Raw genomic sequence first — 21,362 nt, forward strand, 5'->3', positions numbered from 1 at the left:
TTAAATTTCTTTTCAAAACTCATTCCCTCCTTACTTGTTATACAATAGAACATAAATTCTACCATCATGACAAATCAAGATTTTAATAGAGCAGTAAATAACGTTAAAGAAGCCTGGAAATACCCTGAGTTGTTCGAAAACGTTTCAAAATCTGAGCGTTGGTTATCTGGTGCAGCAGGCACTTATCTCCTATTTAAAGGCATTACCAGTATTTTTTCGCACCCGGTAATTGGCTTAACAGGTGCAGCAATTGGCGCTGGACTATTATACCGCGGCATTACGGGTTATTGCCCAATGCGCGATCTGGCCGAACAACGAAAAGAAGAACTGGCCCCTGATGAAGTAATTATAAGTGAAACCTACGTTGTTGACGATTTGGGGTAAAATTTTAAATACTAAATTTCCATTTCTTAATAAACTGGTTAACTTTAAAAAGTTAAACCACAATTATGAACAAGTACACACTATTATTTATTCCTGTGCTATTCGCAGGGCAAGCTATGGCACAAGATAAAAAACCAGATCCTGCCAAAGACCCAAAAACAACTGAGGTTTGGGAACCCGTTCCTAAAGTTGTTACACCAGGCAAATTGCCTCAGGATGCACCATCTGATGCAACCATTCTTTTTAACGGTAGAAATCTGGATGCATGGCATTCGGTTAAAGATCCTTCAAAACCAGCTGCCTGGACAATCGATGATGGATTTTTTACGGTAAAAAAAGGCACAGGAAATATCGAAACGAATAAAAAGTTTACCGATTATCAATTGCACATGGAATGGAAAATTCCTGAAAACATATCCGGCGAAGGCCAAGCACGCGGAAATAGCGGTGTATTTTTAGCTTCAACAGGTGGAGGTGATGACGGTTACGAAATCCAGATCATGGATGCTTATAACAACAAAACCTATGTAAACGGACAAACAGGTAGTGTTTACAAACAAGCTATTCCATTGGCAAATGCCAACAAAAAACCAGGTGAATGGCAATATTACGATATCATCTGGAATGCACCACGTTTTAATGAAGATGGAACAGTACAAAAACCAGCAAGCGTTACGCTATTTTTAAATGGAGTACTTTTACAGAACGGTTACGTATTAAAAGGTGAAACCCGGTATATCGGAGCGCCTGAATACAAAAAACACGGCCCGTCTTCAATTAAGTTGCAAGATCATGGCGACCCAAGTCCGGCCATTAGCTTTAGAAACATTTGGGTTAGAGAATTATAATTTCAACAAAACAACAATAAGGAACCTGCAGGCCAAAAACTTGCAGGTTTTGTTTTATAAAATAATTTGACTGATAATTGTACCATCAAATTAGCATCGGTTTTTATGAACAAAGGCAGATTAGAAGCATTTAGCGATGGTGTAATTGCAATTATTATCACCATTATGGTTTTAGAGATCAAGGTACCCGAACATGGCGATACCTTGGCCAGCTTAAAACCGCTTATCCCGAAATTCATTAGCTACATCTTAAGTTTCACTTATGTAGGCATTTACTGGAACAATCACCACCACTTAATGCATGCGGTTAAAAAAGTAAATGGATCAATGCTTTGGGCCAATCTTAATTTTCTATTCTGGCTATCACTGTTTCCTGTAGCTGCCGGTTGGATGGGCGAACATCATTTTGCCTTATGGCCGGTTATGATGTATGGTGTCGTGCTTTTCTTAGCTGCACTTGCCTACACGCTTCTAGTTATCGTAATTAAAAAGACAGAAGGGCAACATTCACTGGTCGTAAATGCTATCGGGAACGATGCAAAGGGCAAATATTCACTCCTTTTTTATATTGCCGGTGTCGGCTTTAGTTTTATAAACCCGTGGATTGGTGTGGCACTTTACTCTACCGTGGCCTGCATTTGGTTTATCCCAGATAGAAGGATCGAAAAAGCCATGCGCGAACAGGGTTTGATCGATGGGGAAAATGAAGATCGGCACTCACATAAATAAGATAATCCCAAATACCCGCTGGCATCAAGCCGTCTGGAGCGTTTTGGTATACAATTCCCTGCTGATCATTTCTGCGCCCAAACTCATTAAATGATCATTAGGTAGCTGACAGTCGATTAAATCGATATTCATCTTACTTAAAAAAATGAGTGCGGCTTTTGAAGCATTACTCACATGGCTAAACATACTTTCGCCGCAAAACACGCGGTTAACTTTTAAACCATATAAACCGCCTACCAATCGGTCATCCAACCAAACCTCTACACTGTGTGCAAAGCCCTGTTGATGAAGCTTGATATAAGCATCCTGCATTTCATTCGTAATCCAGGTGCCGTTCTGTCCTTTTCTTTCGGTATTCGCACAGTTCAAAATTACATCTGAAAAAGCTTTGTTGAAGGTGACTTTAAAAATCTCCTCTTTTAAAATTTTTCGCATACTCTTACTGACTTTGATTTTATCAGGATAAATGACGCAACGCTCATGTGGCGAATACCAGAGTATAGGCTCTCCTTCACTAAACCAGGGAAAAATGCCGTTCGAGTAGGCGATTAACAGTCTTTCTGTACTTAAATCACCCCCTATGGCCAATAAACCATCTTCTTCTGCCAATGCCGGATCCGGGAAACCAGGGTTATCATCTAGTAATTGAAAAAACATCAACAAAAATAAAGAAAGAAAACAAAGATTAAACCCTGGCGTTTTAAATATGTCATAAGTAAAACAGCCTACTATGAGCGCAAAAGATAATTTCGTAAAAGTAAAACATCTTTACAACCGGGCCGGCTTCGGTATCTCCTATACAGACCTTGAAAAATTAAGCAGAAAAAATCTCGATAAGGTTGTGGATAACCTGCTTAAAGATTCTCAAAAGCACGATCCAATCACTTTAGTGAATGATTATGAATCAAGGCGACAGCTTTTGTTACAGGCAGGTTTATATTCAAAAAAAGATCTGAATGATGAAGAAAAGAAAATGCGCCAACAGATTATCCGCGAGCAAAACGAAGTGAGCCGAGATCTGAACATTGCTTTCGTCAATAAGATGATCAATACCGATGCGCCATTAAGGGAAAAGATGACGCTCTTTTGGCATGGCCATTTTGCCTGCCGCAGCAACAACCCTTTTTTTGCGCAACAGTTAAACAACATCCAGCGAGAAAACGCATTGGGGAGCTTTAAAACTTTACTGGTTGAGGTTTCTAAGTCGCCCGCGATGTTGCAATACCTGAATAACCAACAAAACAGAAAAGGGAAGCCCAACGAGAACTTCGCCCGCGAACTTATGGAACTTTTCACACTGGGTAGAGGGAATTATACAGAGCAGGACATCAAGGAATCTGCCCGTTCTTTTACCGGCTGGATGTATGATAAAGATGGAACCTTTATTTTCAGACAGAATTTACATGATACCGGAACAAAAAACTTTTTCGGAAAGATCGGAAATTTTGAAGGGGAAAACATCATCGATATTATTTTAGAGAAGCCTGAAACATCACAATTTATCGCCAGGAAAGTATACAAATTCTTTGTTAATGATAATCTAAATGAAACCCACGTTAAAGAATTGGCTACCCATTTTTACAATTCGAAGTACGACATCGCTTCGATGATGAAAAAAATGTTTACATCCGATTGGTTCTATAGCCCGGAGAATGTGGGCACCAAAATTAAATCACCAGCTGAATTTCTGGTGGGTTTAAGCCGCGGGTTTTATGTTACCTACAACAAACCTCAGGTTTTAATTCAGTTGCAAAGCAGTTTGGGCCAGTATTTATTTAATCCACCAAATGTGGCGGGCTGGCCAGGTGGACAAAACTGGATCGATAGTTCCTCTTTAATGTTGAGGATGCGGATCCCTTCATTGGTTTTAAATGATGGGGAAATCGATTTCAGCGGTAAAGCCGATCCTGAAGATGAAGCCGTAATTGCTTTAAGCCGCACAGCAACCACCAATGCAAATGCCAATACGAAACCTAAATCGTATGTAAATGCAAATGCCAACTGGCCTAAATTTTTAGATACTTTACCAAAAGGTTTAACACCATTGGCATTGACCGAATTTTTATTACAACCGAAGTTAAATGCAAAAATTACTACAATGGTGAGCGATAATAAGGGGCTGCGCAGTACGGCAGTCGAAATTACCAGTATGCCCGAGTATCAATTGTGTTAACAGTCGATAGTTGATGGTCAATAGCCAATAAGCTGATTACCTAAGCCATTGACTATAAACCATGAACCATGGGCAATTAGCTAAAAACTAACAAGATGAACAGAAGAAATTTTTTAAGAAATACAGGATTTGTTGCTGCAGGTTCGCTATTCGTTCCGGCGTTTATGAAACCGCTGGAGGCAATGGCACTTGATGAACTGAGTTTATATAAAAATTTGGTTGTGGTACAGCTCTCCGGCGGGAATGATGGCTTAAATACAGTTATCCCATTTGGGAACGATATCTATTATCAAAAAAGAAAAAGTATAGCCATTAAACCGGAAGAGGTAATTAAACTGAACGATATGCAGGGTTTAAACCCCAATATGGCTGCCCTGCAGGAAATATACGATCAAGGCTGGATGACCATCATCAACGATGTGGGGTATCCCAACCCCGACCGTTCTCACTTTCGTTCGATGGATATCTGGCAAACCGGTAGCGATAGCAACCAATTCCTTTCAACCGGATGGATTGGCCGTTATTTAGATAGCAATTGCCAAACCTGCAAGTTCCCTTATACGGCAATTGAGGTTGACGATTCGCTTTCCTTAGCTATGAAGGGGCAGACTAAAAAAGGTATCGCCCTGAAAGATCCTGCAGCCTTGTTCCGTAACACCAACGATCCCTTTTTTAAGGCCATGTTGCAGAACGACAAAGAACATTTAGATGAAGACAATTTGGGCTATTTGTATAAAACCATGATCGAAACTTCATCTTCTGCCAATTATATTCAGAATACATCCAAAATTTATCAATCGAAATCAACTTACCCAACTTCGGGTTTTGCCAACCAACTGAAAACGGTTTCTAAGTTTATATCTTCAGGATTAAAAACGAGGGTTTATTATGTTTCGTTAAGTGGTTTCGATACGCATGTAAATCAGATTGGCCAACAAGGAAATCTGCTGAAACAATATAGCGAAGGCATGGCCGCTTTTTTGAAAGATTTAAAATCGAACAATAAACTGGAAGATACCCTGGTAATTACGTTCTCTGAATTTGGCCGAAGGGTAGAACAAAATGCCAGTAATGGTACCGACCATGGAACAGCAAATAACATGTTTGTTTTCGGTGGAAAACTGAAAAAACAGGGCGTTTTTAATGCTGCACCAAATCTAAGTGATTTAGATACCGGCGATTTAAAATATCAACTGGATTTCAGGCAGGTTTATGGTACCATTTTAGACAAATGGCTGGATGTTAACAATGCTGATATCCTGAATAAGAAATTTAATACACTCGATTTTATATAAAAACCTCCAAAGAAGTCAAGTTTAGTAGCCAACGCGCTATTAAACTTGACTTCTTTTTCTTACTTCCTCTTCAGCACATAAACAGGCCAGTTAGAATCTGTACCGGTTTGCTCGGTGTAAACACTAAACAGCTCGTAGCCATAGCTTTTCATCTTATTCACACAATCTAATGCAGAATTAAATTCGAGCTTTTTGTCATTATCGTCTCTGATGTACATTTCGCTATAATCGCCTACTTTTTGCCCGTATTCAAAGGCAATCCACTGTTTATCGGCTAAAAAACTTTTTACTGCCCGCACTTGGATATAATCTGCATGGATATCGGTCAGCTTTACACCATTTACATTTTGGGCTTTGGCACGCGACAGGCCAAAGCAAGCGACAGTCGCCGCTGCAAGAATTAATTTTTTCATGTTGTGTTTCTTTTGTGTGTGATTCTAAATTACGAAGAATACGTGATGATGCATAGGACGGACTGTAACAAATCACCAGTTATGAAATCTTAAACTAAAAAAAACACAATGAACTTTTTAGGCAATATTATCTGGATTATTTTTGGCGGCATATTCATTTTCTTCGAATATATTATCGGAGGTTTAATCCTTTGCCTAACCATTGTAGGTATCCCCTTTGGCATCCAATGTTTTAAATTCGCCATTGTTGGCCTGGCTCCTTTTGGGGTTAAAATAACCGATACTTCATCAAACACAGGTTGCCTTTCTACCATCATGAACCTGATCTGGATTTTTTGTGGTGGTTTCTGGATTGCCTTAACACATTTATTTTTTGGCATACTGCTTTGCATTACCATTATTGGTATTCCATTCGGCCGTCAGCATTTTAAGTTAATGAATCTGGCTTTTACCCCTTTCGGGAAGTCGATTTCTTAACTTGGATAGACCTACATAGTTTCATCTTTTCGATCACAGTAAAGAAATATACAAGCATTTTTTTTGAAAAGCTGGGTTCTGTGCTAATCGGATCCGAAAGTCCTGCCATCCGCTGTAGCCCTCACAAAAAATTCGGGGCTGCCGCTGCTGTCAGGTTTATTGAACTATAGCCTGTTTCCATGAGCAAAAAACGCTGTAATTAGACCCGATTGAATGGATGCCGACCGAGTCGGGAGAAAGTAAAGCGGGATTATCGAAACCGCTGAGCAATACAACTGCTCTCCGAAAACTAATGGATCAAACCTAGAAACTTAGAATGTTCAATCGCTTCATTGCTACTATTAAATAAACAAGCGCTCACCCCTTTCTCCTCAACTTTTTTAAGCAAATCCCTGGTTTCTTCTTCTTTTTCGGGGCGAATATTACGGATATACACCGCTTCTATATTTTTGGGGTATTTCTCAACTATCGACGAATAAATTTCAGGGTCCTGCTGTGAGTTGTCGCCAAAAAAAACAAATTTCTGATTAGGAAAAGCATCCAAAATGCGCATTACCCTCAATAACTTGCCCTCATGCCCTGTTTTACCGGTTCTGATTAAATCTTTCCATCTTTTCAGCGTATTCAAAAGAAAGGCACCATCTGGCAATTTGTTAAACTTAAAAGTTTCGACCAGATAATCGTATAGATTCCATTCGCTGCTGCTCACATAAAAGAAAGGATTGGGCTGATGAGATTCGGTATGCGAAAGTGCTAATTGCTGGTAATGACTGGCGGCATCAGGAAAGGTCTTCCGTGTATGTGGATTTTTGATAAACAACTCTCGCAGTCGTCTCCCAATGGTTGCCGAATGCGAAATCATCACCGTATCATCTACATCCGAAATAAAAGCATATTGGGTAATGTGCGGCACATAAATTTTCCCCTCTCCTACGCTTAAAATGCCCTCATGTTCATCAAATGCCTCCACCTTTACCTCATGCCAGCCCGCCGGAACATCATGCCCGGCTTTCCACTCGAACTTAAAAAAACCGTCCGCTTCAGTTCTATTATCAATGGTCTGATCAAAAAACTTTAACCGCACGCCAACAAAAGCATAAGGTTTTAAGATAAAAAGCTTAAACAGATGTATGATATTTACAAAGATATTGTTGCTGAAAATCTGCTGCGTTTTTGCCTTACGTTTAAAAACATGGCCATAAACAACTAAATTCTGGGTATGACCATAACCGTGATATACTTTTACACTAACAGATTTATTCATTATTATTAAAACAGAGTTTATTAAAAGTTGTTTGTGATTAAACATAAGGCAACCACATGAAATTACTGTTCATCATCAATCCGGGCTCTGGGAGTCACGATATTAATTTAAAGGAAGTAATTTCTACACATTTTAGCGCAAAAAAAACCGAGGTCGATCTTTTCGAATTGCCAAAAGATTGTTCCTTAGACAAAATAAAGGCAAAGATTACCAGCTCGAAAGCAGACCGTGTGGTAGCGGTTGGTGGTGACGGAACCCTAAAGTTGGTCGCCGAATGTTTGCTGAATACCAAAACCCCTATCGGGATTATCCCTGCAGGTTCGGCCAATGGGATGGCTAAGGAACTGGGTATACCAACCGACATTGAGCCGGCGTTGGCTATTTTAGACGAAGGTAAACTACAGAAAATTCATGTGGTTAAATTAAATGATGAAATTTGCATCCATTTATCCGATTTAGGTTTTAATGCCTATCTGGTGAAGAAGTTTGATACCCTGCCCGAACGTGGCATGTGGGGTTATGCCAAAGCCACCTGGCATGCCTTATGGAACCACCGCCGAATGGAAGTGCAGCTGAAGCTTAAAGATGAAACAATCACTTCTAAAGCAGCAATGGTAGCCATTGCCAATGCAACGATGTATGGTTCTGGACTAAAAATAAATCCCGATGGAAAACTGGATGATGAACTTTTTGAAGTGATCTTGGTGAAGGATTATTCTTATCTCGAAATATTAAAAGTATGGATCACCAAATTGCCTTTCAACCCAAAGAAGGTGGAAGTATTCCAAACGGCCGAAGTAAAAATTTCTTCTAAGCACAAAGCGCATTTTCAAGTGGATGGAGAATATATCGGTGGTGTGAATACCGTTGAAGCAAGCATTCTTCCAGCAGCCATAACCGTAGTTTTACCTAACGGATCAGACCCGATAGCGATCGGGTAAGGCGCGGTGAATCTTCACAATAAAATACAACCTGAAGAACTCGGCGATAAAACAAACACGGAATAGAATATCGAACCAGCGATCGCCAAGGTTTAATACTTCTGGCAGATAAGTAATAAAACCGATAGAAAATACCCACACTACTAAACGGAAAGGGAATTGAATATAATAGGTAATAAAGCCAAATTTCTTAAATAAGATTAAACCGGTGGCCGAAATAAACAACGATACAAATAAGGGCAATAACAAAATAACCTTGGCCTGTGAAAGTATCTGATCGGGGATTTCATTTAAATGCGTTAAAATCTGCCAAAACTGCTTTGCCAGCAATATGATACTAATGATATCCAATACAGCAAAAAATCTGGTCGTGTTTTTCATTAATGATTACTTACAATACTTCGATAGATAATCGTCGGCCAATTTGCTCCCCATGTATTTCACAAAAGTAAAATCCTCGCAGGCACCTTGTTTATCACCCTGTTTTATCTTTTTTAAGCCCATTTTTATCCTATCGCTCAAATATTCATCGTCAATCCCCAGCTGGTTCTTGATTCGAATAATCTGAATTTCCTGTCCGGGTTTTGCCTGGTCGATGTTCTTATAAAAATTGATTACTGAATTGGTCAACGCTTCTTCCGCCTGATAACTGCGGACGGATTCCTGCATGGCTTCGCTCGATTTTCCTTCACAATTGTAGCCCGAAAGCACAAAATTTACCGGGGCCACGATCGAAACGGTAGTATCGTAACCAGCTGGCACCTGCCATTTTCCACTGCTCATCCGAACCAAACGCAGGGCTTCTTCATCCAGATCAGACAATATGCCTTTGCTCACTTTCGAAAAATAAACCTTTCCCTGATCATTGAGTTTGAAACTTACATTTACCGTTCCTTGTATACAATTATCTTTAGAGAACCGGGGATAGATCGTATTTTCTCTCAGGAAGTTGGTAAAACCACTTTTACCCGATTTAAACTGAACCTGGGCCATAGCCAATGAACAGTAGAAAAGTAAACAAATAGTGAATAGCTTTTTCATCATACTAATTTACGGTTTTAACCGCAGAGCACGCAAAGTTTTTCGCAGAGCAAAGAAGAGTTTTTTGCCACGAAAGCACAGAAATTATTCCTTGTTGATCTGTGCCTCCGTGGCTAATAATAAAACTTTTTCATGTTCTCCGCCTTCGGTGTTCCCGGTGTTAGAGCTAAGAAAAAGTAGCCTTCAGAATTAAATTCGGATCAGGGCAGTTGGCTAAATACTTTTCTCTTTCGCTAAACTTACACACGCCTGGGTAATCGCCTTTTAGCCCGCCCATATCTTCGATTAATTGAAAATGAAGATGTGGCGGCCAATATCCGTTTTCTTCCTTTACACCCAGTTCGGCAATTTTTTCTCCTGCAGGGATAAATTTACCTTCTTTTAGTCCATTTAGTGAGGCCAGGCTTAAATGCCCGTATAAAGTATTAAATTTAAAACCATCGATCTTGTAAGTTAAGATGATTGTTGCACCATAATCGCCAAGGTTATCGTTATAGGCAAAACTTTGCACGGTTGCATCGTAAAAATTGTAAATCGGTGTTCCTGCCGGTCCCCAGATATCTACACCTAAATGTAACCTGCGGGGTTCTTCTCCGGCATCAAAATGTGCACTTCGAGAATAAATCGTGCGGTGTTCGTTGTATCCGCCAATTCCGTAACGGGCATTGTTTTTAGCCAGCTTTTCATTAACCCAATCTGAGAATAGATCGGTATCATCCAGGATCTCATCAGTTAGCTCCGTATTGGCTGCTGTAAAATCTAAAGCTAAAACCTGATCTTGTTGCACATCAAAATCAACCACCTTTTGGATCAGTGAAGTATTTGATTGAATAACCTGATCGAATGTTTGCATTGATTATCTACTTAAAAATATAAACGAAGTTATAAATATAGTGGGATAAAGCTCCACCGATCACAAACAGGTGCCAAAGTTCGTGGCTGTGCATCCATCTGAAGAGTTGTTTGTCCTTTGCATAATAATAGGTGCCGGCGATATAAAAAATACCACCGAACAATAACCAGAAAATTGCGCCAATAGGTAATGTACCCAGCATTTTTTGCAGCAGAGGTACAATTAAACAACCCATTAATATATAGATAGACAAGGATATTGCTGTACTTTTTAAACGGTTAAAAATTTTAAGCAGACAACCCACAATAGCAATAATCCATACGATGGCGAACAAACTCCAACGCAACCAGCCATCGAAAACCAGTAAGGCCGTTGGCGTATAAGAGCCTGCAATCATTAAATAAATGCAGCAGTGATCGAATTTTTGCCAAAAACGCACACCATAATCAGTTGCCGGATAGCCGTGATACATTGCGCTTACACCAAAGAGGATAAATGTGCCGATGCTGTAAATCCATGCAGCAGTATATTCGATCGGGGTATCACTCTTTTGAAGCAATATATATCCTGCCGGAATCGCGATTAGTGCCGGGATAAAATGAGTGAAGAAATTAACAGGTTCCCTTAGCTTCCTCACAAAAATTATTCGCTGTCTTCGTCTTTTTGTCTTGGTTCTTTTGCAATCTTATCGAAAAGATGGTCCATGCGCTCTACATACTCGTTCGTGTCATCAACAAAGAATGTAAGTTCTGGCACTACCCTAACCTGGTGGCGGATCCTGCTGCCCAGTTTATACCTGATCTCGCCCGAATGCGCATTAACCGTATTGATAGAAAGTGTGGTATTATTGGTATTAAAAAAGCTCAGGTAAACTTTAGCCACGGCTAAATCCGGCGAAACCCGGACACGGGTAATGGTTACCAATGTATTGGGCAAAAATGCAGCACCTTCCCGCTGAAAAACCTGTGCCAACTCCTCTTGTAATACTCCTGCAAATTTCTGCTGACGTTTACTTTCCATAATGTTATAATTATCAATTACCAATAATCAATTATCAGGCATGTAAAGCCGATAAAATTCAACTGATAAGGTTTTAAAATCATCAATCCAATAGTCAATTATCAGACCATAATTAATCTGCTAATATCAAGAGGTATCAACAATAAATACTCTAAATTGTAAAAACTTTTGAAACCTCACAACCTGAGCTCGATTAATATTATTCTAAGGCGGATCGTCATGCTGAATTCATTTCAGCACCTCTCCTGCAAATAGACTTCTGAAATAAATTCAGGGTAACAATTCTAAGAAAAAAAACACCTAGTATAACACCCCAAAAGAAATTTCAATAATCAAACTGTGGTTTACATTAAAAACAATAAGGCTTATTCTCCGTAATGCAAAAACGGAATTTAATCTAATATAACAAATTACTATCATACGGGTATCTCGCCACGTGTGCAGCTTTTACTTTATCGTACAATAGTGTTTTAAACTCTTCCAGGTTTTCTTTTTGTGTTGCCGATATAAACAGCACCGGCACCTTATCATGACTCATCCAGCTTTTCTTAAAGTCTTCCAAAGTGAGTTTACCATCATCTTCTTCATCTTCAAGCTCTGGCGAAACATAGGCATCAATTTTATTGAAAACTAAAATCATGTCCTTATCAATCGCACCAATGTCTTTTAAGGTTTCGTTAACGGTATTAATCTGATCTTCGAAGTTAGGATGCGAAACATCAACCACATGTATCAATAAATCAGCTTCACGCACTTCATCCAGGGTAGATTTGAAACACTCTACCAAATGGTGTGGCAGTTTACGGATAAATCCAACGGTATCAGAAAGCAAGAAAGGCAAATTCTCAATCACCACTTTACGAACAGTGGTATCTAAAGTCGCAAATAACTTATTCTCTGCAAATACTTCCGACTTCGACAGCATATTCATGATGGTCGATTTACCCACGTTGGTATAACCAACCAAAGCTACCCGAATTAACTGACCCCGGTTTTTACGCTGCGTTTCGTTCTGACGGTCGATATTTCTTAAACGCTCTTTTAACAAAGAGATTTTGTTTAAAATAATCCTTCTGTCACTTTCAATCTGCGTTTCACCCGGACCACGCATCCCGATACCACCCTTCTGGCGTTCCAGGTGGGTCCACATACCCGTTAGGCGTGGTAAAACATATTGCAATTGTGCCAGCTCCACTTGGGTTTTTGCCTGTGCCGTTTGGGCCCTGTTGGCAAAAATATCCAGGATCAGATTACTTCTATCCAAAACCTTTACACCCAGTTCGCGGTCGATATTGCGCAATTGCGAGGGCGATAATTCATCATCGAAAACCACTACGTCAATTTCTTCCGATTTTACATAAGCCTTAATCTCTTCCAGTTTTCCCGTACCCACAAATGTTGCACGTTCTGGTTTAAGCATCTTCTGTGTAAAAACTTTCTCTACCTTCCCACCGGCTGTATCCACCAAAAAGGCCAGCTCATCTAAATATTCTTTTGTTTGGGCTTCTTTTTCGCCAGGAGTAACTACTCCAACTAAAATTGCCCGCTCCTGCACTACAGCAGTATCGTAAGTCTTTTGTTTTCCCATGTAATTGAGGCAAATATACGAAATTTGCGAATGTGTATTTTTTTTGTTCAAACCTTAGAGGTCTTTGAGCCCAATAAGGTTTGAACAGGCTATATCTGCGCTACAAATTCCTGTATCGCAGCTCCCGGATCATCAGTCTTCATGAAATTCTCGCCAATCAGGAATCCGTTAAAGCCTGCAGCTTTTAAGTCTTTAATCGTTTGCGGATGGCTAATGGCACTTTCCGAGATTTTTAAAAACTCATTTGGTATTTTGTTTACTAAATCGAACGAAGTCTGGATATCAACGGTAAAATCACCTAAATTCCTGTTATTCACCCCAATGGCATCCAGATTCGGACAGATACTCCGCTCCAGCTCTTCCAGGTTATGCACCTCTAACAGCACATGTAACCCCAAATCTTTCGCAAATTTTCCAAAATCGTTGATCTGTTGAGGCGTTAATATTGAGGCAATCAATAGAATAATATCAGCACCCCAGGCCTTTGCCTCCAGGATCTGGTATTCGTCGATCATAAAATCCTTTCTTAAGATCGGAATATCGTTTACTGCCCTCGCCGCCAAAATATCATCGGTTTTACCCCCAAAGAAATCTACATCTGTTAATACCGACAGGGCAGATGCGCCTGCGGCATTATAGGCTTGTGTTACTTCGGCAACGTCAGCGACGCCATTTATCAAACCTTTTGACGGTGAACGGCGCTTAAATTCAGCGATAATCCCAGTACGGTCACCCGCCAAAAGAAACTCCTTAAAAGAATAAGGCGTTCTGTTGAAGTGCGCCGAACTTTCTAAATCCTGAACTGAAACCAAAGCTTTGGCATCTGCGATCTCTTCCTTTTTACGTAATACGATTTTATCTAGTATAGACCCCCCACCCCCTAAAGAGGGCTTTGACTTTCCATCGTTCATATCTTTTTTATAAAAATTTTGCTTAAATTTTAACTCCTGCTATTTCCAACTTGCTTTTAGCTCCCCCTTTAGGGGGCTGTGGGGTTAGGTCGTCAACCAATTCTCCATCATTTGTTTTCCATACTCCGTTAATACACTTTCAGGGTGAAACTGTACGCCACGAACGTCTAATGTTTCGTGTCTAAGCGCCATAATTTCACTTTTGTGATCTCTTGCGGTGATCTTTAAACAAGACGGGAAATTCTCTTTACTCACCACCCAGCTGTGGTACCTTCCAACATTTATCGTTTGCGGACATTCCCAGAATAATGGCTCATCGCCGTCTACAACCGTTACCGGAGTAGCAATTCCGTGCATGGGCCTTCCTAAATTCAATAAAGTACCGCCAAAAACTTCGGCAATGGCCTGCTGACCTAAACAAACGCCAAAAATACTTTTGGTTGGCGCATAGGTCCTGATAACATCCAATAATAAGCCTGCTTCTTCAGGGATACCAGGGCCAGGAGAAAGCAAAATTTTATGATATTTATCTACATCGGCCAGCTCGAATTTATCATTTCTCCAAACCTCGGCCTCGTAACCCACCTCATTAATTAAATGCACCAGATTGTAGGTAAAGCTGTCGTAGTTATCGATTACCAGAACTGTTTTATTATTTATATCTTTCATTATATTTCTTATTAGTGGATTTTACTCCAAACTAAAAACTCATCACTCCCAACTATATTGCTTCTGCCATCTGCACCGCTTTACGCAATGCCGCGATTTTATTGTTCACTTCCTGCATTTCGGTTTCGGGAACCGAATCGGCCACAATACCTGCTCCTGCACGGTAATGCAGTTCATTATTCTTGCTCATAAAGGTCCTGATCATGATGGCATGGTTAAAATCTTCGTTGAAGCCCATAAAACCAATTGCTCCGGCGTAGAAATTCCTGCCCAGTTTTTCGTTTTCATCAATCAGTTGCATGGCTTTATATTTCGGTGCACCGCTTAAAGTACCCGCCGGATAAGTATCGGCAACTACTTTAAAAGCGCTTACATCTTCCTGCAAATGCCCGCTCACTTTACTTACCAGATGGATGAGATGCGAATAATATTGTACTTCTTTAAAAGATTTTACCTCCACACGGTTACAGTGCCTGCTTAAATCGTTTCTGGCCAGATCCACCAGCATTACATGTTCTGCGCTTTCTTTTGGATCCTGCTCTAATTTACGTGCCTGCTCGGCATCTTCAATATCGTTTCCGCTGCGTTTAAATGTCCCTGCGATGGGGAAGATATTGGCCGAATTGTTTTTAATGGTAATCTGCGCTTCAGGCGAAGAACCAAACAGTTTAAAGTTTCCATAATCATAATAGAACAGATATGGCGACGGATTTATCGAACGCAGGCAACGATACACATTGAATTCATCACCCGAAAAGGCTTGCTTATAGGCTCTTGAAGGTACAATCTGAAAAACATCGCCCCGGTAAATATGCTTTTGCAGTTTCTCTACCAGATCCATAAAACCCTGATCGGTGAGGTTCGAACTCTCTGCACCACGCAACTGAAACTTATATTCGGGATAGTTTTTATTCTGGATCAGGTATTCCATTTTTTCCAGTCCACCCTCTTCTTCGCCTTCAAAAGTATTTTTGAAAAGTGTGATTTCATTTTTGAAGTGATCGATCGCAATGAGGTAACGGTACAAATGGTACTGCATTTCCGGAATTTCTTCACCCTCTGGCGTCTCGGAGGTAAATTTGATATCTTCAAAATGCTGTACGGCATTCCAGGTAAAGTACCCAAACAGACCGCTCGAAATAAACTTGATTTCAGGCAATTCCGTTTCTCTGAATTGATCTTTAAAATCAGCGATCTCTTCGATCAGGTTTTTACTTTCTGTAATTTCTACCGTTCCATCCGGGAAATAGGTTTCCAATCGCGAGCCCTTTAAAATAATTCCGGCAACAGGATCGGCACAAACAAAACTCATTGAGTTTTCCCTACTGTGGTAATCGGAACTTTCTAATAAGATGCTGTTGGGGTACACATCACGTAAGCGTAAATAAATGCTCACTGGTGTTGTGGTATCGGCAAGCATTTTTTTGTAAGTGGTATTTATTTTATACATGATAAAGGTAAAATGGTATAAGGTGTAAGGCTTATGGTTTGCATTCTCGTAATTTTTTAACAATAAAAAACCCGGCGTGTGGTTCTACGCCGGGCTTTAATGGTTCTTTTATAAGGTTTAGGTTGATAAACTATATTTTTCTCATACGCAGCCAGCGCAATCCGTTTTCGAATTACTTTGCCAAAGCCATGTATGTATATTGCTGATCATGAGCGACAAAAATATAAAGAATTTTGAAAAACCGAAATAAATATGAAAATAAATATCTATTAACCGCAGAGGGTGCAAAGTGAAAACGCAAAGAACACAGAGATTAAGATTCAAGGTAAGTGGCTCAGCGCCCCTTTTGCGAAAACCTTTGCGTGCTTTGCGGTTAACTACGAAATGCCAAAAAACGATCTTCCCGGAACTTCTTTTACCATCAACAGAATGGTTACAATAATTAAAATCAGAGCCAATCCGAAGAAAACCGCAATGGTACGGTGTTTTGCAACGGCTTCGGCAACTTTTTTCGATTTGGCATTACCTACCGTGATTAAAATAATTGCAACCACCATCATTGTAATATGCTCCATTTTAAAATAGCGTACTGCGGGTGCGCCTGCACTGCTCAGTTTATACCATCCTTCGCTAAAATAAAGCACCAAACCAATCAATAACTGAATATGCGCACTGATTAAAGTGAAAACATTGAGTTTTCTATCTCCTTCTGTATACGTTTTATTGCCAAACCAGCCAGATAAAGCCTTAACAACAGCAATAATTAATAAAAGAAAAACCACATAGCGCCATCCAGAGTGGGCACTTTTTAAAATATCGTTCATATTAATAAATTTCTATGTTTCAAAAATAGACATTAATTGTAAAATATAGGATATTCAGCAGAATGAACGCTAATTTATATTAGTTTTAAACAAATTAAACCTAAAACTTATTATGAAGAAAATTTTACTTGCCATCGGGCTGGTAATTTCTACTACATTTCTGTTTGCACAGCAAACTACCTTCCCCGTTAACGGTTCTTTCGATACCCGGCCTGGAATGTTTGCCTTCACCAATGCAACAATAGTAGTGAATGCCAACCAAACCTTAACAAATGCCACACTTTTAATTAAAGGACAGACCATTCAGGGCGTGGGCGCCGGATTGGCAGTACCTAAAGGTTATGTAGTGATCGACCTTAAAGGAAAATTTGTATATCCATCCTTAGTTGATGCTTTTACCAGCTATGGTCTGGCTGAAGCACCTGCTCAACAGCGTGGTTTTGGTGGTCAGCGTCAGTCTATTTTTGTATCAACCAAAAAAGGGGCTTATGGCTGGAACGAATCCATCAGACCTGAAACCTATGTTAAAAGTATCTTTTCCACCGACCCTAAAAAGGCTGATGAATTGCGTAAAGCAGGTTTCGGAAGCGTAAACGTTATCAGTCGCGACGGCATTGCCCGTGGTGTTTCTGCTGCCGTAACCTTAAATGAAGGTGCTGATAACAGCGTGATCTTAAAAGACCAAACCGCAGCCAATTATTCGTTTAACAAAGGAACTTCATCAAACGATTATCCTACTTCCTTAATGGGTTCGATTGCATTACTACGTCAAACCTATTACGATGCACAATGGTATGGTAAACAAAAAGACGAATACAACATCTCATTGGATGAGTTTGGCAAACAGCAAACCATGCCACAGATTTTTGAAGTAGATGGATGGCAGAACATCCTCCGTGCGGATAAGATCGGTAAAGAGTTTGGCAAAAAATACATCATCAAATCTACCGGCGACGAATACCAACGCATTAATGAAGTGAAAGCTACGGGAGCAAGTTTAATTATCCCTTTAACTTTCCCAAAAGCATACGATGTGGAAGATCCTGCTGAAGCCAGAAACCTAACTTTATCGCAGATGAAAGGCTGGGAACTGGCACCAACCAATCCGGGAAGTTTAGAAAAAGCAGGAATTAAATTTGCTTTAACTGCCTTCGGTTTAGAAAACAGCCGCGATTTCTGGGCGAATATCCGCACGGCAATCGAAAACGGCCTGACTGAAAAACAGGCTTTACAATCGGTTACCGAAATTCCTGCTTCATTATTGGGTATCAGCGATAAAGTAGGCTCCCTTGAAAAAGGAAAAGTAGCCAACTTTCTGATCTCTTCAGACAACCTCTTCAAAAACGGAAACATTATTTTCGAAAACTGGGTACAGGGCAAACGTTTCATCGTTAATAAGATGGATGTAAGCGATGTTCGTGGCACTTATAACTTAAATGTTGATGGTGTTGGGACACTTATCCTAAAAATTACGGGTACAGGAGGTGGTTCTACCGCGGCAGTTGAAAGAGTAGGTGCAGATAGCGTTAAAACTACCGCAACCTTTACCAGAAACGGCGATTGGGTAAGCATCAATTTCAACTTAAAGAAAAGCCCTAAGGGCGATATCCGTTTGAGTGGCTACATTACTTCGGCAAACCCGGTTACCCTCAAAGGCGAATCAGCATTGGCAGATGGCACTACCGGAAAGTTTACCGCAACCTATAAAGAAGCGGCGAAAGAAATGCCTAAAAAGGAAGAACCGAAAGCCACTTTGGCCTTAGGTCCGGTAATTTATCCCTTCTCCGCTTTTGGCAGCAGCGAACTCCCTAAACAGGAAACGGTATTGATTAAAAACGCCACCGTTTGGACAAACGAGAAAGAGGGGGTCCTTCAAAATGCCGATGTGCTTTTAGAAAACGGAAAGATTAAAGCGGTTGGCAAAAACCTTTCGGCAAGTGGCGCGAAAGTGATCGATGCCACCGGCAAACACGTAACCGCAGGTATTGTTGATGAGCACTCGCACATTGCAGGATCTGGCGGAATTAACGAAGGTGCACAATCAGTTTCAGCTGAAGTTCGCGTTGCCGATATCATCAACTCTGAAGATGTAAACATTTACCGCCAGCTGGCTGGTGGGGTTACTACGTCACATATTTTACACGGTTCGGCAAACCCGATCGGCGGTCAGTCGCAGTTGATTAAACTCCGCTGGGGGAAATCACCTGAAGAATTAAAATTTGTAGGCGCAGATGGCTTCATCAAATTTGCCCTGGGCGAAAATGTAAAACAAAGTAACTTCGGTACAGGTGCCCGTTTCCCGGTTACCCGCATGGGGGTTGAACAGACCTTTGTAGACGAGTTTACCCGTGCGAAGGAATATGCAAAAGCCATTTCGGTTAAGGGCAACAGTGTACGTAAAGATTTAGAACTAGATGCCATTGTAGAAATCCTGAACAATAAACGTTTTATTACCTGCCACTCTTATGTGCAGAGCGAAATCAATATGCTCATCCATGTGGCTGATAGTTTAGGATTCAAGATCAACACCTTTACCCACATTTTGGAAGGCTATAAAGTGGCCGACAAGATGAAGGCACATGGTATTGCAGGTTCAACCTTCTCCGATTGGTGGGCCTATAAAAATGAAGTGGCCGAGGCCATCCCCTACAATGGAAAAATTATGCACAATGTGGGCATTACCACTGCTTTCAATTCTGATGATGCCGAAATGGCCCGTCACTTAAACCAGGAAGCCGGTAAATCAGTATTGTATGGTAACGTTCCTGAAGAAGATGCCTTGAAATTTGTAACGCTTAACCCTGCTAAAATGCTGCATATCGACGATAAAGTGGGCAGTTTAAAAGCGGGTAAAGATGCCGATGTGGTAATCTGGACAGCCAACCCGCTTTCTATCTATGCCAGGGCAGAGAAAACCTTTGTGGATGGTATTGCTTACTGGGATATTGATAAAGATGCACAGATTATTAAAACACAACAGGCAGAAAAAGCACGCTTAATCCAAAAGATGTTAGACAGCAAAAGTAAAGGTGGCCGTACGCAACGTCCGATGGGTGATGCACCACGCCTTTACAATTGCGAAACATTAGAAAACTATTCAGCAGAATTAACCGAGAAAGAACATGCACACTAACATGAAAACATATTTATTCAGCCTGGCTTTTTCGGCATCAAGCCTGATGTGTTTTGCACAGGCAAACATTTCGCCAGCTAAAAAACAGAGCAAAACCATCGCCATTACGGGCGCAACCATACATGTGGGCAACGGCACGGTGATCGAAAATGGCACTATCCTGTTTGGCAACGGAAAAATTATTTCGGTTACCGCCAACGGACAGGTCCCGCAGGATGATGTAACACGCATTGTAGCAACCGGGAAACACATTTACCCGGGCTTTATCGCCGCTACGACAAATCTGGGTTTAACAGAAATTGAAGCGGTTAAAGCGACCCTGGATTTCCAGGAAATCGGCGATTTTAATTCGCACATCCGTTCTATCGTGGCTTACAATACCGATTCGAAAGTGCCGGCTACTCTGCGCAGCAACGGCGTATTAATGGCACAGCCTACCCCACAGGGCGGTACCGTTTCGGGCAGTTCGTCGGTTGTACAATTGGATGCCTGGAACTGGGAGGATGCAGCGCTAAAAACCGACGATGCCATGCACATGACCTGGCCGGTTACCCCACGGTTCAGAGGCGGTTTTGGTGGTTTTGGCCGTCCACAACAATCGCCTGAAAGCCTGGCCGAAAGAACACAGGCGGCAATCGCACAGTTAACTTCCTTCTTTGCCGAAGCCAAAGCCTATTCGGAAATGGGCAAGCCGGAAGTAATCAATACCCGTTTCGAAGCGATGAAAAAGGTATTCGCTGGCAACGAAAAGTTGTTTATTGCAGCCGAAAGTCAGAAGGATATTGTTGCAGGGGTTAATTTTGCCAGGAAATTCGGGATCACGCCAGTGATTACGGGAGCGGATGAAGCTTATCTGATTATTGATTTCTTAAAAGAGAACAACATCACCCTGGTGGTAAAACAGCCACATGCTTTACCCAACAACAATGATGATGATGTTAACATGCCTTACAAAAATGCCGCGGTATTGGCCAACGCCGGCTTAGACGTTGTGTTGAGTATCGATGGGTACTGGCAACAGCGCAACCTTCCTTTTATGGCGGGCACGGTTACCGCCTGGGGCCTGGATAAGGAAAAAGCATTATCAACCATTACCTTAAACGCCGCCAAAGCCATGGGCGTTGATAAAACCACGGGCAGTATCGAAACGGGTAAAGATGCCACTTTCTTTATTTCTGCTGGTGATGCTTTGGATATGCGTACCAATAAGGTAGAGCAAGCCTTTATTCAGGGCAGGGATATTAATTTAGATAACCTGCACAAACAATTGGATAAGAAATTCAGCGATAAGTATACCGCTGAGAAGAAATAGATTATTTTAAACTGATCTTTATAAAACAACCAAAACG

General features: G+C 40.9%; 22 protein-coding genes. 9 read left to right on the forward strand and 13 right to left on the reverse strand.

The annotated features are described in order from the left end of the window. Positions 1-66 precede the first annotated feature (66 nt). The 3 genes from AC04Q1_RS17385 to AC04Q1_RS17395 all read left to right on the forward strand — a co-directional run bounded on the left by AC04Q1_RS17385 (position 67) and on the right by AC04Q1_RS17395 (position 1,961). Positions 67-384, forward strand: coding sequence for a YgaP family membrane protein (locus AC04Q1_RS17385; RefSeq protein ID WP_478365842.1), 318 nt, complete (start codon positions 67-69; stop codon positions 382-384). A gap of 65 nt (positions 385-449) precedes the next feature. Continuing rightward, on the forward strand, positions 450-1,232 hold the full coding sequence (locus AC04Q1_RS17390) for a 3-keto-disaccharide hydrolase (RefSeq protein ID WP_478365843.1): 783 nt from the start codon (positions 450-452) through the stop codon (positions 1,230-1,232). Positions 1,233-1,337: 105 nt separating this feature from the next. Then, positions 1,338-1,961: a TMEM175 family protein gene (locus AC04Q1_RS17395; protein ID WP_478365844.1), complete on the forward strand. Its 624-nt coding sequence runs from the start codon at positions 1,338-1,340 to the stop codon at positions 1,959-1,961. Positions 1,962-1,985: 24 nt separating this feature from the next. Here AC04Q1_RS17395 and aat read toward each other — a convergent pair whose 3' ends face one another. After that, on the reverse strand, positions 1,986-2,618 hold the full coding sequence (aat, locus tag AC04Q1_RS17400) for a leucyl/phenylalanyl-tRNA--protein transferase (protein WP_478365845.1): 633 nt from the start codon (positions 2,616-2,618) through the stop codon (positions 1,986-1,988). 73 nt (positions 2,619-2,691) lie between these two features. Here aat and AC04Q1_RS17405 point away from each other — a divergent pair, with 73 nt between their 5' ends. Both AC04Q1_RS17405 and AC04Q1_RS17410 read left to right on the forward strand, forming a co-directional pair. Continuing rightward, a complete protein-coding gene (locus AC04Q1_RS17405; RefSeq protein WP_478365846.1) occupies positions 2,692-4,134 on the forward strand; it encodes a DUF1800 domain-containing protein in 1,443 nt (480 codons plus the stop codon). A gap of 95 nt (positions 4,135-4,229) precedes the next feature. Next, positions 4,230-5,429, forward strand: coding sequence for a DUF1501 domain-containing protein (locus tag AC04Q1_RS17410; protein WP_478365847.1), 1,200 nt, complete (start codon positions 4,230-4,232; stop codon positions 5,427-5,429). A gap of 59 nt (positions 5,430-5,488) precedes the next feature. Here AC04Q1_RS17410 and AC04Q1_RS17415 read toward each other — a convergent pair whose 3' ends face one another. Further along, the gene (locus AC04Q1_RS17415; RefSeq protein WP_478365848.1) at positions 5,489-5,842 is read right to left on the reverse strand and encodes a hypothetical protein; all 354 of its coding nucleotides are present in this window, start codon (positions 5,840-5,842) and stop codon (positions 5,489-5,491) included. A gap of 108 nt (positions 5,843-5,950) precedes the next feature. Here AC04Q1_RS17415 and AC04Q1_RS17420 point away from each other — a divergent pair, with 108 nt between their 5' ends. After that, entirely contained in the window at positions 5,951-6,319 is a 369-nt protein-coding gene (locus tag AC04Q1_RS17420) for a YccF domain-containing protein (RefSeq protein WP_113949056.1), read from the forward strand. A 289-nt stretch (positions 6,320-6,608) separates the two neighbouring features. On the opposite strand, the gene AC04Q1_RS17425 is transcribed toward AC04Q1_RS17420, so the two are convergent. Next, a complete protein-coding gene (locus AC04Q1_RS17425; protein WP_478365849.1) occupies positions 6,609-7,583 on the reverse strand; it encodes an App1 family protein in 975 nt (324 codons plus the stop codon). 56 nt (positions 7,584-7,639) lie between these two features. On the opposite strand from AC04Q1_RS17425, the gene AC04Q1_RS17430 reads away from it, so the two are divergent. Next, positions 7,640-8,524 (forward strand): diacylglycerol/lipid kinase family protein, encoded by an 885-nt coding sequence (locus tag AC04Q1_RS17430; protein ID WP_478365850.1) that lies wholly within the window; start codon positions 7,640-7,642, stop codon positions 8,522-8,524. Here AC04Q1_RS17430 and AC04Q1_RS17435 read toward each other — a convergent pair. From AC04Q1_RS17435 to AC04Q1_RS17480, 10 genes are all read right to left on the reverse strand, one after another. After that, complete coding sequence (locus tag AC04Q1_RS17435; RefSeq protein WP_478365851.1) at positions 8,501-8,905, reverse strand: hypothetical protein; 405 nt, start codon at positions 8,903-8,905, stop codon at positions 8,501-8,503. The genes AC04Q1_RS17430 and AC04Q1_RS17435 overlap by 24 nt on opposite strands. Before the next feature lie 6 nt (positions 8,906-8,911). Continuing rightward, complete coding sequence (locus AC04Q1_RS17440) at positions 8,912-9,568, reverse strand: TonB family protein (RefSeq protein ID WP_478365852.1); 657 nt, start codon at positions 9,566-9,568, stop codon at positions 8,912-8,914. A 163-nt stretch (positions 9,569-9,731) separates the two neighbouring features. Further along, a complete protein-coding gene (locus AC04Q1_RS17445) occupies positions 9,732-10,418 on the reverse strand; it encodes a peptidoglycan DD-metalloendopeptidase family protein (RefSeq protein WP_478365853.1) in 687 nt (228 codons plus the stop codon). 7 nt (positions 10,419-10,425) lie between these two features. Further along, positions 10,426-11,055 (reverse strand): PAQR family membrane homeostasis protein TrhA, encoded by a 630-nt coding sequence (gene trhA, locus AC04Q1_RS17450; protein ID WP_478365854.1) that lies wholly within the window; start codon positions 11,053-11,055, stop codon positions 10,426-10,428. Positions 11,056-11,060: 5 nt separating this feature from the next. Beyond that, a complete protein-coding gene (gene rbfA, locus AC04Q1_RS17455; protein WP_029274533.1) occupies positions 11,061-11,438 on the reverse strand; it encodes a 30S ribosome-binding factor RbfA in 378 nt (125 codons plus the stop codon). Positions 11,439-11,835: 397 nt separating this feature from the next. After that, on the reverse strand, positions 11,836-13,026 hold the full coding sequence (gene hflX, locus AC04Q1_RS17460) for a GTPase HflX (RefSeq protein WP_478365855.1): 1,191 nt from the start codon (positions 13,024-13,026) through the stop codon (positions 11,836-11,838). Positions 13,027-13,115: 89 nt separating this feature from the next. After that, entirely contained in the window at positions 13,116-13,937 is an 822-nt protein-coding gene (gene trpC / locus AC04Q1_RS17465) for an indole-3-glycerol phosphate synthase TrpC (RefSeq protein WP_478365856.1), read from the reverse strand. Between the two features lie 84 nt (positions 13,938-14,021). Next, entirely contained in the window at positions 14,022-14,606 is a 585-nt protein-coding gene (locus AC04Q1_RS17470) for an anthranilate synthase component II (RefSeq protein WP_478365857.1), read from the reverse strand. Positions 14,607-14,658: 52 nt separating this feature from the next. Next, positions 14,659-16,056 carry an anthranilate synthase component I family protein gene (locus AC04Q1_RS17475; RefSeq protein ID WP_478365858.1) on the reverse strand — a complete coding sequence of 466 codons (1,398 nt, stop codon included), beginning with the start codon at positions 16,054-16,056 and terminating at the stop codon, positions 14,659-14,661. A gap of 377 nt (positions 16,057-16,433) precedes the next feature. Further along, a complete protein-coding gene (locus tag AC04Q1_RS17480; protein ID WP_478365859.1) occupies positions 16,434-16,880 on the reverse strand; it encodes a cytochrome B in 447 nt (148 codons plus the stop codon). 112 nt (positions 16,881-16,992) lie between these two features. Here AC04Q1_RS17480 and AC04Q1_RS17485 point away from each other — a divergent pair, with 112 nt between their 5' ends. Together AC04Q1_RS17485 and AC04Q1_RS17490 are read left to right on the forward strand one after the other, a co-directional pair. Next, on the forward strand, positions 16,993-20,013 hold the full coding sequence (locus tag AC04Q1_RS17485; protein WP_478365860.1) for an amidohydrolase family protein: 3,021 nt from the start codon (positions 16,993-16,995) through the stop codon (positions 20,011-20,013). Position 20,014: 1 nt separating this feature from the next. Continuing rightward, positions 20,015-21,325 (forward strand): amidohydrolase family protein, encoded by a 1,311-nt coding sequence (locus AC04Q1_RS17490; protein ID WP_478365861.1) that lies wholly within the window; start codon positions 20,015-20,017, stop codon positions 21,323-21,325. Positions 21,326-21,362 lie beyond the last annotated feature (37 nt).

It is taken from the genome of Pedobacter humicola, assembly GCF_056490705.1.

Bases quoted from the DNA above. Each gene is read 5' to 3' on its own strand.
- AC04Q1_RS17385 (WP_478365842.1), top strand. From the start codon at position 67: ATGACAAATCAAGATTTTAATAGAGCAGTAAATAACGTTAAAGAAGCC.
- AC04Q1_RS17390 (WP_478365843.1), top strand. From the start codon at position 450: ATGAACAAGTACACACTATTATTTATTCCTGTGCTATTCGCAGGGCAA.
- AC04Q1_RS17395 (WP_478365844.1), top strand. From the start codon at position 1,338: ATGAACAAAGGCAGATTAGAAGCATTTAGCGATGGTGTAATTGCAATT.
- aat (WP_478365845.1), bottom strand. From the start codon at position 2,618: ATGTTTTTTCAATTACTAGATGATAACCCTGGTTTCCCGGATCCGGCA.
- AC04Q1_RS17405 (WP_478365846.1), top strand. From the start codon at position 2,692: ATGAGCGCAAAAGATAATTTCGTAAAAGTAAAACATCTTTACAACCGG.
- AC04Q1_RS17410 (WP_478365847.1), top strand. From the start codon at position 4,230: ATGAACAGAAGAAATTTTTTAAGAAATACAGGATTTGTTGCTGCAGGT.
- AC04Q1_RS17415 (WP_478365848.1), bottom strand. From the start codon at position 5,842: ATGAAAAAATTAATTCTTGCAGCGGCGACTGTCGCTTGCTTTGGCCTG.
- AC04Q1_RS17420 (WP_113949056.1), top strand. From the start codon at position 5,951: ATGAACTTTTTAGGCAATATTATCTGGATTATTTTTGGCGGCATATTC.
- AC04Q1_RS17425 (WP_478365849.1), bottom strand. From the start codon at position 7,583: ATGAATAAATCTGTTAGTGTAAAAGTATATCACGGTTATGGTCATACC.
- AC04Q1_RS17430 (WP_478365850.1), top strand. From the start codon at position 7,640: ATGAAATTACTGTTCATCATCAATCCGGGCTCTGGGAGTCACGATATT.
- AC04Q1_RS17435 (WP_478365851.1), bottom strand. From the start codon at position 8,905: ATGAAAAACACGACCAGATTTTTTGCTGTATTGGATATCATTAGTATC.
- AC04Q1_RS17440 (WP_478365852.1), bottom strand. From the start codon at position 9,568: ATGATGAAAAAGCTATTCACTATTTGTTTACTTTTCTACTGTTCATTG.
- AC04Q1_RS17445 (WP_478365853.1), bottom strand. From the start codon at position 10,418: ATGCAAACATTCGATCAGGTTATTCAATCAAATACTTCACTGATCCAA.
- rbfA (WP_029274533.1), bottom strand. From the start codon at position 11,438: ATGGAAAGTAAACGTCAGCAGAAATTTGCAGGAGTATTACAAGAGGAG.
- hflX (WP_478365855.1), bottom strand. From the start codon at position 13,026: ATGGGAAAACAAAAGACTTACGATACTGCTGTAGTGCAGGAGCGGGCA.
- trpC (WP_478365856.1), bottom strand. From the start codon at position 13,937: ATGAACGATGGAAAGTCAAAGCCCTCTTTAGGGGGTGGGGGGTCTATA.
- AC04Q1_RS17470 (WP_478365857.1), bottom strand. From the start codon at position 14,606: ATGAAAGATATAAATAATAAAACAGTTCTGGTAATCGATAACTACGAC.
- AC04Q1_RS17475 (WP_478365858.1), bottom strand. From the start codon at position 16,056: ATGTATAAAATAAATACCACTTACAAAAAAATGCTTGCCGATACCACA.
- AC04Q1_RS17480 (WP_478365859.1), bottom strand. From the start codon at position 16,880: ATGAACGATATTTTAAAAAGTGCCCACTCTGGATGGCGCTATGTGGTT.
- AC04Q1_RS17485 (WP_478365860.1), top strand. From the start codon at position 16,993: ATGAAGAAAATTTTACTTGCCATCGGGCTGGTAATTTCTACTACATTT.
- AC04Q1_RS17490 (WP_478365861.1), top strand. From the start codon at position 20,015: ATGAAAACATATTTATTCAGCCTGGCTTTTTCGGCATCAAGCCTGATG.